This is a genomic window from Blastomonas ursincola (genome assembly GCF_013607875.1).
Lineage (GTDB): Bacteria > Pseudomonadota > Alphaproteobacteria > Sphingomonadales > Sphingomonadaceae > Blastomonas > Blastomonas ursincola.
Genome location: NZ_VDES01000002.1, coordinates 162950 through 177598 on the forward strand (window position 1 = coordinate 162950; position 14649 = coordinate 177598).

At 63.5% G+C, this 14649-nt stretch carries 19 protein-coding genes; 11 read left to right on the top strand and 8 right to left on the bottom strand.

The annotated features are described in order from the left end of the window. Positions 1-149: 149 nt before the first annotated feature. The gene (gene mnmE / locus FG486_RS06785; protein ID WP_181267020.1) at positions 150-1451 is read right to left on the bottom strand and encodes a tRNA uridine-5-carboxymethylaminomethyl(34) synthesis GTPase MnmE; all 1302 of its coding nucleotides are present in this window, start codon (positions 1449-1451) and stop codon (positions 150-152) included. A 19-nt stretch (positions 1452-1470) separates the two neighbouring features. Continuing rightward, positions 1471-1722 carry a DUF6489 family protein gene (locus FG486_RS06790; RefSeq protein WP_060977942.1) on the bottom strand — a complete coding sequence of 84 codons (252 nt, stop codon included), beginning with the start codon at positions 1720-1722 and terminating at the stop codon, positions 1471-1473. Between the two features lie 115 nt (positions 1723-1837). Between FG486_RS06790 and FG486_RS06795 the strand changes: the two genes are divergently transcribed. Together FG486_RS06795 and FG486_RS06800 are read left to right on the top strand one after the other, a co-directional pair. After that, complete coding sequence (locus tag FG486_RS06795) at positions 1838-2548, top strand: dienelactone hydrolase family protein (RefSeq protein WP_066277875.1); 711 nt, start codon at positions 1838-1840, stop codon at positions 2546-2548. Continuing rightward, positions 2545-2943, top strand: a complete 399-nt coding sequence (locus FG486_RS06800; RefSeq protein WP_181267021.1) for a nuclear transport factor 2 family protein — start codon at positions 2545-2547, stop codon at positions 2941-2943. Before FG486_RS06795 ends, FG486_RS06800 begins: the two co-directional genes overlap by 4 nt. Positions 2944-3060: 117 nt before the next feature. Here FG486_RS06800 and FG486_RS06805 read toward each other — a convergent pair whose 3' ends face one another. From FG486_RS06805 to hemE, 6 genes are all read right to left on the bottom strand, one after another. After that, positions 3061-3411, bottom strand: coding sequence for a c-type cytochrome (locus FG486_RS06805; protein ID WP_338401619.1), 351 nt, complete (start codon positions 3409-3411; stop codon positions 3061-3063). Positions 3412-3434: 23 nt separating this feature from the next. Further along, positions 3435-4436: a Vgb family protein gene (locus tag FG486_RS06810; RefSeq protein WP_181267023.1), complete on the bottom strand. Its 1002-nt coding sequence runs from the start codon at positions 4434-4436 to the stop codon at positions 3435-3437. An 83-nt stretch (positions 4437-4519) separates the two neighbouring features. Continuing rightward, positions 4520-5191, bottom strand: coding sequence for a TerC family protein (locus FG486_RS06815; RefSeq protein WP_066277887.1), 672 nt, complete (start codon positions 5189-5191; stop codon positions 4520-4522). 24 nt (positions 5192-5215) lie between these two features. Then, positions 5216-6472 (bottom strand): transcription termination factor Rho, encoded by a 1257-nt coding sequence (rho, locus tag FG486_RS06820; RefSeq protein WP_060977948.1) that lies wholly within the window; start codon positions 6470-6472, stop codon positions 5216-5218. A gap of 457 nt (positions 6473-6929) precedes the next feature. Beyond that, the gene (locus tag FG486_RS06825; RefSeq protein WP_241695647.1) at positions 6930-7394 is read right to left on the bottom strand and encodes a CopD family protein; all 465 of its coding nucleotides are present in this window, start codon (positions 7392-7394) and stop codon (positions 6930-6932) included. Positions 7395-7422: 28 nt separating this feature from the next. Continuing rightward, the gene (gene hemE / locus FG486_RS06830; protein ID WP_277816972.1) at positions 7423-8475 is read right to left on the bottom strand and encodes a uroporphyrinogen decarboxylase; all 1053 of its coding nucleotides are present in this window, start codon (positions 8473-8475) and stop codon (positions 7423-7425) included. 283 nt (positions 8476-8758) lie between these two features. Between hemE and FG486_RS06835 the strand changes: the two genes are divergently transcribed. The 9 genes from FG486_RS06835 to FG486_RS06875 all read left to right on the top strand — a co-directional run bounded on the left by FG486_RS06835 (position 8759) and on the right by FG486_RS06875 (position 14616). Continuing rightward, on the top strand, positions 8759-9613 hold the full coding sequence (locus tag FG486_RS06835; RefSeq protein WP_066278028.1) for a pyruvate, water dikinase regulatory protein: 855 nt from the start codon (positions 8759-8761) through the stop codon (positions 9611-9613). Positions 9614-9639: 26 nt separating this feature from the next. Next, on the top strand, positions 9640-10233 hold the full coding sequence (locus tag FG486_RS06840) for a Maf family protein (protein WP_082750993.1): 594 nt from the start codon (positions 9640-9642) through the stop codon (positions 10231-10233). Between the two features lie 9 nt (positions 10234-10242). Further along, positions 10243-11064: a shikimate dehydrogenase gene (aroE, locus tag FG486_RS06845; RefSeq protein ID WP_181267024.1), complete on the top strand. Its 822-nt coding sequence runs from the start codon at positions 10243-10245 to the stop codon at positions 11062-11064. Beyond that, the gene (gene coaE / locus FG486_RS06850; RefSeq protein ID WP_171007768.1) at positions 11061-11699 is read left to right on the top strand and encodes a dephospho-CoA kinase; all 639 of its coding nucleotides are present in this window, start codon (positions 11061-11063) and stop codon (positions 11697-11699) included. The genes aroE and coaE overlap by 4 nt, the downstream gene beginning before the upstream one ends. 25 nt (positions 11700-11724) lie before the next feature. Then, positions 11725-12426 (top strand): DNA polymerase III subunit epsilon, encoded by a 702-nt coding sequence (gene dnaQ / locus FG486_RS06855; RefSeq protein ID WP_181267025.1) that lies wholly within the window; start codon positions 11725-11727, stop codon positions 12424-12426. 140 nt (positions 12427-12566) lie between these two features. Further along, on the top strand, positions 12567-13133 hold the full coding sequence (hpf, locus tag FG486_RS06860; protein WP_066278034.1) for a ribosome hibernation-promoting factor, HPF/YfiA family: 567 nt from the start codon (positions 12567-12569) through the stop codon (positions 13131-13133). Between the two features lie 199 nt (positions 13134-13332). Next, complete coding sequence (locus FG486_RS06865; protein WP_060977955.1) at positions 13333-13794, top strand: PTS sugar transporter subunit IIA; 462 nt, start codon at positions 13333-13335, stop codon at positions 13792-13794. Beyond that, complete coding sequence (locus tag FG486_RS06870) at positions 13754-14266, top strand: PaaI family thioesterase (protein WP_066277904.1); 513 nt, start codon at positions 13754-13756, stop codon at positions 14264-14266. The genes FG486_RS06865 and FG486_RS06870 overlap by 41 nt, the downstream gene beginning before the upstream one ends. Beyond that, complete coding sequence (locus tag FG486_RS06875; protein ID WP_181267026.1) at positions 14263-14616, top strand: DUF1491 family protein; 354 nt, start codon at positions 14263-14265, stop codon at positions 14614-14616. Before FG486_RS06870 ends, FG486_RS06875 begins: the two co-directional genes overlap by 4 nt. Positions 14617-14649: the final 33 nt, after the last annotated feature.

Sequence of the window (14649 nt, forward strand, 5' to 3'; positions counted from 1 at the left end):
GATTCGGTCGAGGGGGTGACTGCCGCTCTCCTTGGGGAGGGGTGCCTTAAAGCCGGGGTGGGGCAGCACGTCCGTCGGAAAAACGGAACTCCCCCACCCCGTCTTCGCCTGGGGCTCAGCCTCCCCTCCCGCACGCGGGAGGGGAGATCCTATTTCCCAATACAAAACGCGCCAAACAGCGCGTCGAGCATGTCCTCGACATGCGTGCGCCCGAGCAGCTGATCGAGCGCATGCCGCGCCAGACGCAGACCTTCGGCACGGAGCAACAGGTCCGTCTGTGCCTCGGCTCCGTGGAGAGCAAAGGCGCATTCGCCGAGCAGCCGGTGCTGGCGCGCATTGAGCGCGACCTCGTTGCTCGCAGGCAGTAACGTCTGCGCTGTCGCGACCATGTCGGCGACCAGCACATCGAGCCCCTGCCCCGTCTTCGCCGAAAGCCGATGGCGTGCCACCTGCTTTGTTTCACGTGGAACACCCGTGCGATCAATCTGCGCCTCGATCTCCCACAGGGCAGGATGAGAGGGCCCGTCGCCTTCTGCACCCAACCACAGGACGATGTCTGCCGCCGCTATCGCATCTTGTGCCCGGGCGATCCCGATGCTCTCGATCTCCTCGGCCCCCTCGTCGCGCAGCCCCGCCGTATCGGTCAGCACGAAAGGTATCCCGCCCAAGGCCACCGGTGCTTCGATCACGTCACGCGTGGTGCCAGCGATGTCGGATACGATGGCCGCCTCGCGTTGCAGCAGCGCGTTGAGCAATGTCGACTTGCCGGCATTGGGCGGCCCGGCGAGCACCACGCGGATGCCGTCGCGCAACCGTTCCGAGCGCGGTCTTGCCAGCGCAAGATCGATCTCGCCCGCGAGCGCGCCGATCCCCTCACCCACCGCATCGACGGCATGCTCGGGCACATCATCCTCATCGGAAAAGTCGAGCTCGGCCTCGACCAACGCGGAGAGCCGCAGCACCTCGCGCCGCCACGCCTCGACCTGGCGCGACAGGTGCCCGCTCGCCATGCGGATCGCGGCGACGCGCTGCGCTTCGGTTTCGGCGAAGAGCAGGTCGGACAGGCCCTCGGCCTCGGCCAGGTCCATGCGTCCGTTGAGAAAGGCGCGGCGGGTGAATTCCCCAGGCTCGGCGAGCCGCAGCCCTTCAATCCCTGCAAGCGCCGCCTCGACCGCACGGACCACCGCCCTGCCCCCGTGCAGATGCAGTTCGGCGAGATCCTCGCCGGTGGCCGTGTCCGGACCCGGAAACCACAGGACAAGCGCGCGGTCGAGAATATCAGTCGACGCGGGATCGCGCAGGTTTCGCAACGAGGCACGGCGCGGTTCGGGCAACTTGCCCGCCAGCGCCGTCAGCGCTACGCCCGCATCGGGTCCGCTGATCCGGATGATCGCCAGGGCTGCGGGTGGTGCGCCGCTCGACAGCGCATAGATCGTCGCACCCGCAGTCATGGTTCAATATGGGGCGGTGTCAGTCCGAGGACTTCTTGCCGCTAGCCCCGGCGGCAGCGGCATCCATGATCTGCTGGAAGAAGCGCAGGCCCATCTCGCCCATCGGCGCGATATTCTTGGCGATGGTCTGCAGCTGGTCGACATTGCTGGTGCCCTTCATCGCACTCACGACACCGTCGACATAGGTCTTGTTCACGTCGGAGACATCGGGCAGCCCCATGAATCGGCGCATCTCTTCCGGGGAACAATCGACTTCGATATTCACTTTCATGGCATTACCCTCTTGTCAGCGCAAAGGCCCCCAAGCCCCGGATTCACGCTTATCAGCACGGGCAAAGTGGGTATAAACGGGTCACAAATCAATCGAATTGATGATGGAGAGTAGAATGGGTTCGACGCACAGCATCGCCACTTTCGACCACGACGCCAGCTTCGACGCCTATGTCGCCGCGCCCGAAGGCACGCCAAAGGCCGCGATCATCGTGATCCAGGAGATTTTCGGCGTGAACCCTGGCATTCGCCAGAAGTGCGATGGCTGGGCCGCGCAGGGCTATCTCGCGGTCGCGCCCGATCTGTTCTGGCGGATCAAGCCGGGTATCGAGCTCGACCCCGATATCGAGGCCGAGCTGCAGGAAGCGTTCGGCTATTTCGGCCAATATGATCCCAATGACGGCGTCAAGGATATCGAGGCGACGATCCGCGCGATCCGTTCCGGCATCGGCGGGCTGGACGGCGTCGCCAAGGTCGGCGCGGTCGGATACTGTCTCGGCGGAAAGCTCGCCTATATGGTCGCCGCGCGCACCGATATCGACGCCAGCGTCGGCTATTATGGCGTGATGATCGACCAGATGCTCGGGGAAGCGCACGCGATCGCCAATCCCCTGATGCTGCACATCCCTACCGCCGACCATCTTGTCGGGCCCGAGGCGCAGGCGGCGATCCATGCCGGGCTGGACGATCACCCCAAGGTGACGTTGCACGACTATGAAGGGCTCGATCACGGCTTTGCCGCCGAGATGGGCAACCGCCGCGACGAGGCCGGCGCGCAGCTCGCCGACGGCCGCACCGCCGCCTTTTTCGCGGAGCATCTGGCATGAGCATCGCACAAGCCGGAATCGCCGCCTGGCACGATTACATGCATGGCGGCTCGGACCCCGAAAAGCTGAGCGCAATGCTGGCAGACGACGCGGTGTTCCACTCGCCCGTCGTCCACACCCCGCAGGAAGGCAAGGCCAAGGTCTTCGCCTATCTCCACGCCGCCGCGCATGTGCTGGGCAATGACAGCTTCCATTATGTCCGCCAGATCGTCGACGGCGACACCGCCGTGCTCGAATTCGCGCTCGTGCTCGATGGTATCCAGGTCAACGGAGTCGACATGGTCCGCTGGAATGCGGAAGGAAAGATCGAGGACTTCAAGGTGATGGTGCGGCCCTTGAAGGCGGTGAACAAGGTCTGGGAGAAGATGGGCGAGATGCTGGCCAAGGCGAGCTGATTCAGGCACCCATGCTCGTCATTCCCGCGAACGCGGGAATTCCGCTTTGGGCCTTCGGTTTCAGGCAAGCGGGCCCCCCGCCTTCGCGGGGGTGACGAATTTGCTTAACCTTATCGGTTATTTTTCTCCAATCAGATAGGCGATGATTGCTGCACGCTCCTCGGCCTTGCGCAAGCCGAAAAAGCCCATCTGGTTGCCCGGCACCAGCGCCTCGGGATCGGTGAGGAGGCGGTCGAGCAGCTCGGGTGTCCAGCGTGGATTCGCGGCGGCAAAGGTCTTGAAAGCCTTGGAATAGGCAAAGGTCCTGTCGCCGGCGATCGGGCGTTTGCTCAACTGATCGAGATTAGGCCCGCTTAGACCCTTCTCACCCTTCTTGACCGAATGGCAGCTATAGCAGCGCTGGAAAGCGCGTTCACCATCCTGGTTCGCAGCCTGGGCCAGTGCAACACCTGGCGATACGGCCAGCACGGCCAGCAACAGCGTCCAGAGCTTCATTTTTCGGTCCGGATGACCATCAGCCGTTCGGTGCCCGATTCAGGCAGGAACACCTCGCCCTTGCGGCCCAGGATCTGGCGGACATTCGCCCCCTCGCCACTGCCGGGATAGCGCTGGACGAATTTTTGGCTGCGCGGATCGAACACCCGGGTCGAATTGTCGCCGAAATCGCTGACCCAGACCATGTCGCGCTCGTCGACATAGACCGCATAGGCCTTGGCGGCGGCTCCCGGCAGCTTCCAGCTCTTCCAGCTCTTGGCCGAAGGCCGGTAACGATAGAGCTCGCCGCTGTTCCACCCGGTGATCCACAGATCGCCCTTGCTGTCCCCCCAGACGCGGCGCAGCCCCGCATCTTTCGTCGGCGGCTCGATCACGCTGATCTCGCCGGTGGCGCTGTCGATCTTTGCCAGATGGCTGCCCGCGAGCGAGACATACCAGACATTGCCATCGGGCGCGGTGGCGATGCCATAGGGGCCGCGGCCCTTGGGGTCCTTCCAGACCTGCACCTTGCCGTCAGCGGCGCTCACGCGCCCGTAAATGCCATTCTGGCCGGTGAACCAGTGCGTGCCCTGCCGGTCGAAGGCACCGGTATTGAGGTTGGTATAGCCCGTGTCCTCGGGGAGCTTCCATATATCGAGCTTGCCACTTGCGGGGTTGTAGCGGACGATCGCGTTCTGCCCGCCATCGGTGATCCAGGCCATGCCGTCTGGCCCCTGGATGACCCCATGGGGGGCCGAGTCCTGGCCGAGCGGCACCTGCACGACCTGCCCGGTGGCAGGATCGAGAATGCCGAGCGCGCCCTGTTTCTGTGCGGTGTACCAGATCTTGCCATCGGGCGCAGGCGCAACATCGTGCGGGCGCGACCCCTTGGGAAGCTCGAACAGAGTGATGTTTCGCCCGATTTCGGCCGAGGCGGCGATCTGCGCCTTCTCCCTGGCGATCAGCGGACCGCTCGCGAGACAGGCCAGCACCATTCCTGAAAGCCATACCCGCTTCATGCAAAAATCCTCCCCGACCGATGGCGCGATCCTATCAGGGATCGAACACCGGCGGGGAGGAAATTTTTCGCGTTACCGAATGATCAGCTGAACAGCGTCACCACGCCGACGCCGGGATCGACGAACCCGTCATAGATCATCTTGCCCGCGACATAGAGGATCACGGCCAGGCCGATATAGGCGATCCAGCGATAGCGCTCGATATATTTGGCGATGAAATTGGCCGCGATGCCCATCAGCGCGACCGACAGGATCAGGCCGACGATGAGGATGCCGGGATGTTCGCGCGCCGCGCCTGCCACCGCGAGCACATTGTCGAGGCTCATGCTGACATCGGCCACCGCAACCGCCCAGGCGGCAGCGGCAAAGCTCTTGGCCGGTGCGACGCCGCTATGCTCGTCGCCCTCGATCTCGGGTGAGCCACCGTTCGCGCCCGCCGGTTGCAGCTCGCGGTACATCTTCCACGAAACCCAGAGCAGCAACAGTCCGCCGGCGAAGATCAGCCCGACGATCTGCATGAGCTGGGTGACGACCAGCGCGAAGCCGATGCGAAGCACCAGAGCGGCGATGATGCCGATCAGGATCACCTTCTTGCGCTGATCGGCAGGCAGGCCCGCCGCCAGCGCACCGACGACGATGGCATTGTCACCCGCCAGCAGCACGTCGATCATCAGCACCTGGCCGAAGGCGGCCAGGGCGGACGGGGAGCCGATATTCGAGAAATCGGCAACGATATGGTTCCAAAGTTCCATCATGATGGGTGTCGCAGCCCTGAAGGATTACTGGTTCATGGAATCGAAGAAGTCTTCGTTGGTCTTCGAATCCTTCATCTTGTCGAGCAGGAACTCCATCGCGTCGACGGTGCCCATCTGCATGAGGATGCGGCGCAGCACCCACATCTTGGAAAGGATGTCCTTCTCCACCAGCAGTTCCTCCTTGCGCGTGCCGGACTTTCCGACATCGAGCGCGGGGAAGATACGCTTGTCGGCCACCTTGCGATCCAGCACGATTTCGCTGTTGCCGGTGCCCTTGAACTCTTCGAAGATGACCTCATCCATGCGGCTGCCGGTATCGATCAGCGCGGTGGCGATGATCGAGAGCGAACCGCCTTCCTCGATGTTGCGCGCGGCACCGAAGAAGCGCTTGGGACGCTGCAAGGCGTTGGCATCAACACCGCCGGTCAGCACCTTGCCCGACGAGGGGACGACGGTGTTGTAGGCACGGCCCAGACGGGTGATCGAGTCGAGCAGGATGACGACATCCTTCTTGTGCTCGACCAGACGCTTGGCCTTCTCGATCACCATTTCGGCGACCTGGACGTGGCGCTGTGCAGGCTCGTCGAAGGTCGAGCTGATGACCTCGCCCTTCACGCTGCGCTGCATGTCGGTGACTTCTTCCGGGCGCTCGTCGATCAGCAGCACGATCAGGAAGACTTCGGGATGGTTGTCGGTGATCGCCTTGGCGATGTTCTGCAGCAGCACGGTCTTGCCGACGCGCGGCGGCGCGACGATCAGCGCGCGCTGGCCCTTGCCCTGCGGCGAGACGATGTCGATGACCCGCGCCGACTTGTCCTTGACCGTCGGGTCGAGCGTGTCGAGCCGCAGCTTCTCGTTCGGATAGAGCGGGGTCAGGTTGTCGAAATTGACGCGGTGGCGCACGACATCGGGATCGTCGAAATTCACCGCGGTCAGTTTGGTCAGGGCAAAATAGCGCTCGCCGTCGCGCGGTGCGCGGATTTCGCCTTCCACCGTGTCACCGGTGCGCAGGCCGAAGCGGCGCACCTGGTTCGGCGAGACGTAGATGTCGTCGGGCCCGGCGAGATAGTTCGCCTCGGGGCTGCGCAGGAACCCGAAACCGTCGGACAGCACCTCGATGGTGCCCAGACCCATGATCTGCTCGCCGTCTTCGGCGAGTTCCTTGAGGATCGCGAACATCAGGTCCTGGCGGCGGAGCGTCGATGCGCCCTCGACGCCCAGCTCTTCGGCCATGGTGACGAGTTCAGCGGGGGTTTTCTGCTTGAGTTCTTTAAGGTGCATGAGGTGCAGGATTCCGTGGGAAGGGTGCCGCCAAAAATGGAAACGCGGCAGTCTGGAAAGAGATGCGGGACGCCCAACCGGTAATCCGGTCAATGGTGAAGCGGGTCGTCGAAGGTCCCGGACGGGACGGGAGCGGAGATAAGCGGGGACTGCGCAAAAGTCAATCCGGCCTGCGATGAGGCGATGACGGCCAGTCCGCATCCCGCTGCTGCCACCTCCGCTCAGCCTGAGCCTGTCGAAGGCCCGGCGCTCGTGGTCCAAACCATAAACTCGTCAACCCCGCTAAGGCGGGGGTCCGGCTTGCAGCGAAAGTGCAGATCGCATAGCGGGATTCCCGCTTCCGCGGGAATGACGATGAATTGAAGCAGCTCTCGGCGCGTAGCCTTCGACGGGGTCAGACCGAGCGGGACAGGTTATCGTCGCACGCGCAACCGCGAGGTTTGGCCGCAGACAGCCCTCAGAACGGCTTCACGATCACCAGGATCACGATCACCGCCGCAGCGATGCCGGGAACCTCGTTGATCAGCCGTAGCTGCTTGCCGGTGAGCTTGCGCTCGCCGCGCGCCAGCTTCTTCGAATAGCCGATCATCCAGCCGTGATAGCCGCTCAAGAGCAGCACGAAGAGCAGCTTGGCGTGCAGCCAGCCGGCGGTCCACCAGTTGCCCTGGCTCGCCAGCACCAGCCCCAGCACCCAGACGATGATCAGCGAAGGGTTGAGGATGATCTTTCGCAGCTTGTTCTCACGGTCGATCCAGCGCGTCGCCTCTTCCGAGCCATGCTCGGCCTCCTGATGGTAGACCAGAAAGCGCGGCATCATGAACAGGCCGGCCATCCAGAAGATGACGAAAATGAGGTGCGCCGCTTTCAGCCAGAGATAGAGCATGGAGAGAACATAATCCATTGTCAGAAGAAGCTCGTTCATGGGTTCTGCCGTGGATCCGGCAGGGCGGTCATACGCCCTGCTTCACCAGTGTAAGCAGTGCATGCACGTGTTCAATGGGGGTCTGCTGCAATATGCCATGGCCGAGGTTGAAAATATGCGGCCGCCCCTCGAACGTGCGCAGGATATGGCGGACCGCATTTTCCATCTGCTCGCCGCCCGCCAGCAGCGCCAGCGGATCGAGATTGCCCTGGACGGGCAAATGCGCGGGGATGTTGGCGGCAGCCCAGACCGGATCGATCGTCTCGTCGAGCCCCAGCGCATCGACGCCGGTTTCGCGTGCATAGGCGGCAAGCTTTTCGCCCGCGCCCTTGGGGAAACCGATCACCGGCACGCCGGGCCGCGCCTCGTGGATGGCGGCGGCGATACGCGCATTGGGGGCGATCACCCAGCGTTCGAACTGCGCCGGGGCAAGCGAACCCGACCAGCTGTCGAAAATCTGGACAGCATCGACGCCGGCATCGATCTGGCCGATCAGATATTCAATGGTGAGATCGACGATCCCGTCGATGAGCGCCTGGAAGCCGGCGGGATCGCGATAGGCATATTCGCGTGTTGCGTGCTGGTCCTTGCTGCCCTCGCCGTTGACCATATAGGTCGCAACGGTCCAGGCCGACCCTGCAAAGCCCAGAAACGTCTTTTCAGGCGCAAGCTCGGCCTTCACCAGACGCACGGTCTCGTAGATCGCCTCAAGGCGCTCAGGGACCGGCTGCAGGCTCTCCAGCGCATGATCGAGCAACCGGGGCGACAGATGTGGCCCCTCGCCCACCAGGAATTTCAGATCCTGGCCCATCGCATAGGGCACGATCAGGATGTCGGAAAACAGGATCGCGGCATCGAGCGCGAACCGGCGCAGCGGCTGCAGCGTGATCTCGGCAGCGGCAGGGCTGTCATAGACCAGCTCGAGAAAGCCGCCCTTTTCCGCACGCAGCGCGCGATATTCCGGAAGGTAGCGCCCGGCCTGGCGCATCATCCACATCGGCGGCACCTCGGCCACATGTCCGTTCAGGCAATCGAGCAAGGGCGCCTTGCGCGCCGTCGTCAGAGTTGTGTCCCCACCCATCTTAATTCTTATATCCTTTATATAGGGATTCTGTTGAAGAAGGCCGCTGGAAAACCGGCATGACGCTTTCTTGCCCTATGTATCGACAGATTGACAGTCGCCAAATCGCAGCTGCCTGACGAGTCGGCAAATTTGTGCCCACTATCAACAGCCTGTGGGTAAAGCTTTCCCTTGTGGACAAGCCCTGTGAGGAATCTCCGGTCAGGGGGGAGCAAAACCATCCCCGGTTTTGCCCACAATATCATGCCTTGATTTATCCCCGCGCTGCCCACAGACCATGGCCATGAGCCGCATTCACCTGCATCTGCTGTCGGATTCCACGGGCGAGACCCTGGAGAATATCGCCAAGGCGGCGCTGGCGCAGTTCGATGCGGTCGAGGTCATCAAGCATTTCTGGCCGATGGTGCGCTCCGAAACGCATCTCGACCGGATTCTGGACGAGGTCGCGGCCAATCCGGGGCTCGTGCTGTTCACCTTGGTCAATCCCGATATCCGCGCCAAGCTCGAGCGGCGCTGCCGCGTGCTCGGGCTGCCGATGGTGCCCGCGCTCGATGCGGTGAGCGATGCCTTGTCCAATCTGCTTGGCCAGGCGGCAAAGGCGCGGCCAGGCCGACAGCATGTTCTGGATGCGGCCTATTTCGCACGCGTGGAAGCGATCCAGTTCACGATCGCGCATGACGACGGGCAGAATTGGGAGAATTGGGAAGCCGCGGACATCGTGCTTGCCGGCGTCTCGCGCTCGTCCAAGACGCCGACCTCGATCTATCTCGCCAATCGCGGCTACAAGACCGCGAACATCCCGATCGTGATCGAATCCCCGCCGCCTTCCGCGCTGTTCACGCTCAGGCATCCGCTCGTGGTGGGGCTGACGACCAATCCCGAACGGCTGATCGCGGTGCGCCGCAACCGGCTGTTGTCCTTGAACCAGGCCCCCGAAACCGATTATGTGAATGACGAGAAGGTGAAGGCCGAGCTGGCCTTTGCCAGGCGGATGTTTGCGGATAATGGTTGGCCGGTGATCGACGTGACGCGCCGGTCGATCGAGGAATCGGCGGCGGCGATCATCAACCTGTTCAACGAGCGCGAAGCCGCGCGCGAGAACAGGCGGCAGACGAACGAGCCAGTGGATAAAGCCTAATTGCACCGGGCATAAGGACGATGGAAATGCTGATACTCGCATCGCAGAGCACCGCACGCCGGGCCATGCTCGATGCTGCCGATGTGCCCTTCTCGGTCGTGGCCGCGCATATCGACGAATCGTCGATCCGCGCGTCGCTCCATGCCGAGGGCACATCCCCGCGCGATATTGCCGATGCGCTCGCCGAGGCGAAGGCGATGCGGGTCGGCACGCGGCGGCCCGAGGCGATGGTGCTCGGCTCCGACCAGATCCTGGAAACCAGCGAAGGCGAGATGCTGAGCAAGCCGCAAACGCCCGACGATGCGATCCGTCAGCTCGAATCGCTGTCGGGCAAGCCGCACAAATTGTGGAGCGCCGCCGTCATCGTCGAGGGCGGTCGCCCGATCTGGCGGCATGTCGACAAGGCGGTGATGCACGTGCGTCCGCTGGGCACCGCCTTTGTGCGTGATTATGTGGAAAAGCACTGGGAAACCATCGGATATACGGTGGGTTGCTACGAGATCGAGGGCGCCGGAGCCCAGCTTTTCAGCCATATCGAGGGCGATGTGTTCACGGTGCAAGGAATGCCGCTGCTGCCGCTACTCGGCTTCCTGCGCCAGCGCGAATTGATGCCGAGCTGAGCAGACCCGGTGACACAATCTGGCAAGCCCTATGCCGAGGTGATCGGCGACCCGATCGCGCACAGCAAATCGCCGCTGATCCATGGCTTCTGGCTCAAGGCGCTGGGCATGGACGCGGACTATCGTGCCTGTCATGTCACGCCCGACGCGCTGGCGGATTATATCGCCAATCGCCGTGAGGATCCGCTCTGGCGCGGGTGCAATGTCACCATTCCGCACAAGATCGCGGTGATCGAGCATGTCGCCGATCCGGGCGATGTCCGCAGCAGCATTGGCGCGATGAACACGATCGCGCGCGATGAACAGGGCGCGCTGTTCGGCACCAATACCGATGCGGGCGGGTTCTACGCGCCGCTCGGGCAGAGCGACTTTACCGGCGCGGACGTCGCGGTGATCGGCGCAGGCGGGGCCTCGCGCGCGGTGCTGTTCGCGCTTGCGCGGATGGAGGTCGCCAGCGTCACCATCCATGCGCGCAACCCGCTCAAGGCGATGGGATTGCTCGCGAGCTTCGCCCTCAAGGGCCAGGTGCGCGGCATGGACGATCCGCTGGGCGAGGTCGATCTGCTGGTCAACACGAGTCCCTTGGGCATGAAGGGCTTCGACCCGCTCGTTCTCGACCTGTCGCCGCTGCCCGAAAGCGCCTTGGTCTATGACATCGTCTACAATCCGCTCGAAACCGGGCTGCTCAAGGCGGCGCGCGCGCGCGGGCTCGAGACGGTTGACGGGCTCGAGATGCTGATCGGCCAGGCGGCGCTCGCCTTCGAGATCTTCTTCGGTGCCGCTCCTCCGCGGAACCGCGACGATGAGCTCCGGGCATTGCTGCTGGCATGATGTCGCCGATCAAGCGCCTGCCGCCGCACCACCGTCACCGTCCGATGGTGCTGGGGCTGACCGGATCGATCGGCATGGGCAAATCGGCGGTGGCGAAGATGCTGCGCGCCGAGGGCGTGCCGGTGTTCGATGCCGATGCCGAGGTGCATGTGCTGCAGGGACCGGGCGGCGCGCTGCTGCCCGCGATCGAGGCGGCATTTCCCGGCACCACCGGGCCGCAAGGCGTCGACCGGGCGAAGCTGGGTGCGGCGGTGTTCGGCAATCCAGCGGCGCTGAAGAGGCTGGAGCATATCGTGCATCCGGCGGTGGCGCGGTCGCGCGCGGCATTCGTCCGCGCCCACCGGTCGCGCCGGATCATCGTGTTCGATATCCCGCTGCTGTTCGAGAAGGGCGGCACCCAGAATGTCGATGGTATCGTGGTCGTCTCCGCGGCGCTGTGGCAGCAGCGCAAGCGCGTGCTCGCCCGCCCGGGCATGACCGCGGCACGCCTGCGCCATATCCGTCACCTGCAGATGGCTGATCACCACAAGCGCGCGCATGCCGATTGGGTGATCCCCACCGGCGGCACCAAATTGGCGACGCGACAGGCGGTGCGCAGGCTGCTTCAGAATTTACGTTCGGCCCTTGCACGATGAGCAAATCGGTCCAATAGTATCGGAAATGAGAGAGATCATTTTCGATACCGAAACCACCGGCCTGTCCCCTGATGAAGGACACAGGATGGTGGAAATCGGGTGTATCGAGATGGTCGGTCGCAGCCTGACGGGCCGCACCTTCCACGCCTATTTCAATCCCGAAATCCCGATGCCGCCCGAAGCCGAGAAGGTGCATGGCCTGGGCGATGCGTTTCTCGCCGACAAGCCGCTGTTCGGCGCAGGCGTCGAGGATCTGCTCGAGTTTCTCGGCGATGCGACCCTGGTCGCGCACAATGCCGGGTTCGACATGCGCTTTCTGAATGCGGAACTGGCCATGGTCGGCAAGCCCGCCATTGCGATGAGCCGGGTGATCGACACCGTCGCGATGGCGCGCGCCAAGTTTCCCGGATCGCCCGCCAGCCTCGATGCATTGTGCAAGCGCTTCGGCGTCGACCGCAGCCACCGCGTGCTGCACGGCGCGCTGCTCGATGCCGAGCTGCTGGCGCAGGTCTATATCGAGCTGACCGGGGGTCGCCAGATCGGGCTCGGTCTCGCCGACGACAGCGCGGAAACCGTCATCGTCCCCGGTGCACGGCCTCGCCTCATTCCCAGTGTCCAGCGTCCGCACCGCCTGCCGCGCCCGTTTGCCGCCAGCGAGGAAGAGCTGGCCGCGCATGCCGAGTTCCTGGGCAAGATCAAGCAGCCGCTCTGGCTGTCGACACGCTAACCTTTGTACTGAAAATCATTCCGGAAAGGAGGTCTTTACCCGAATCGTCACCCGATCCTTAGCGTTGGACGCCAAGGATATATCGATCCGGCCCGTCGCGGCAGTGATCCTGCGGCTGGCCCCAAAAAATGGAGAATATCATGGACATTCGTATTTCTGGTCATCAGGTCGATACTGGCGAAGCGCTCAAGGTGCACGTCGCGGACCGACTCAATGCGATTGTCGAAAAGTATTTTTCCAAGGCGATATCCAGCCAGGTCACCTTCAGCCGAGGGCCTCACGACCAGTTCCAGTGCGATATCGTCACGCATGTGATGCAGGGCCTGATCCTCAAGGGCCATGGCCTGGCGCAGGATGCGCATGTCGGCTTCGACGGCGCTGCGGACAAGATCGAGAAGCAGCTGCGCCGCTATATGGGCCGCCTCAAGGGCCGCCATGAACAGTTCCAGCATGCCGCGCGCGAGGAAGAAGCCGCCTATGTCGTGTTCGACAGCGGCAATGAGGAAGAGGAGGTCGTGGGCGATGCCCCGGTCGTGATCGCCGAAACCCGCGTCGACGTGCCCACCGCCACCGTATCCGACGCGGTGATGATGCTCGACCTGCGCAACACCAATGCGCTGTTCTTCAAGAATACCGGCACCGGGCGGCACAACATGGTCTATCGCCGCCCCGATGGTTCGATCGGCTGGGTCGAACCGCGCGTCTGAATATTTTCGGCGCGTTGTGCGCCCGTGCATCGCATGGCTTGGTTTTTCGGGCGATATGGTGCATGGGCGCGGCAGCAATGCGTCGGCGGGATGAGGCAACCCCCTCCCGGCAGGGCCGACGGTGATCCTTTGAACATTCGTGCGCGCCGCCTCGGCAACGATCGGGGGCGGCGCGACAGAATCGAGAATTTTGACTGTCATGGCATGGTTCGAACTCCATAAGCAGGCGGTGCTGATCTCGGCGCGCGTCGCGGACAAGCACCAGGCGCTTGAGCTGGCCGCCGAACAGTTCGGTCATTGCTACGGGCTCGATCCAGACAAGGTGCTTGGCTGCCTGCTCGAGCGCGAGCAGCTCGGTTCGACCGGCTTCGGGCGCCGCGTCGCCATCCCGCATGGCAAGATGGACGGGCTGGACCATTCGGTGGCGGTGGTGCTGCGGCTGGGCAAGCCGATCGAGTTCGGTTCGATCGACAATCTTCCGGTTGATCTGGTGATTGCGCTGCTCTCGCCGGTGGCCACGGGTGCGATGCACCTTCAGGCGCTTGCGCATATCTCGCGGCTGACGCGCGACGAAAAGACGCTCGCCAAGATCAAGGGCGCGGATGACCCTGATGCGATCTATGCGCTGGTCACCGCCGAGCTGGATCGTGACGCTGCCTGACCGGGCGACAGGGCCGGGTGAAGAGGCGCATTTCCGCGCGCTCGAACGCCTTTATGCCGCTGCCGCGATCAATCGGCTGTTCCCTTCCCGGCTGACGATCACGGCAGCGGGCAAGGCGCGGATCGATTTCGATGTGACACCTGAACATTTCCATGCGGCCGGTGCGGCGCATGGCACCTTGTATTTCAAGATGCTCGACGATGCCGCCTTCTATGCGTGCAACGCGCTGGTCACCGACCGATTCCTGCTCACCACGGCGTTCAACCTGCATTTCACCGCGCCGGTGCGCGCGGGGCCGGTCTATGCCGAGGGCCATTGGGTAAGCGGCCGCCGGCGCGTCTGGGTGGGCGAATCCCGGCTGGTGGACAGCCATGGCGAGGAGATCGCGCGCGGCACGGGCACGTTCATGCGCTCGCACATCGCGCTGTCGGGGCTGGAAGGCTACAAGCCGCCGATCGCGGACAGCCCGTGATCGAGCCTCGGCTGGCGACGCATGTACGGATCGAGGCGCTCAAGCGGCTCACCGCTGCATCAGGCGGCTTTGCCACGATCATCGCCAAAGGGGACCCGGTATCGGGCGCGATCCTTATCGCGCGGACGGTTCGCGGACAGGACAATGCGCTGTTCGAACTGTTCCGCGGGCTCGATGGCCAGGCGGAGTGGCAGGAGGTGTGGAGCGACGATTCCGGCTCGCTGGCGCGCCAGGGCAGCATGGACGAATATGTCGAGCGACGCCGTCTTCGCGATGCGGACTTGTGGATTATCGAACTGGATGTCGCCAGCCGCGCACAGTTCAACGCGATAATGGGTCAGACGAGTTGACTCATTATCCCGGCTGCTAGAGGGGCCGCTGCA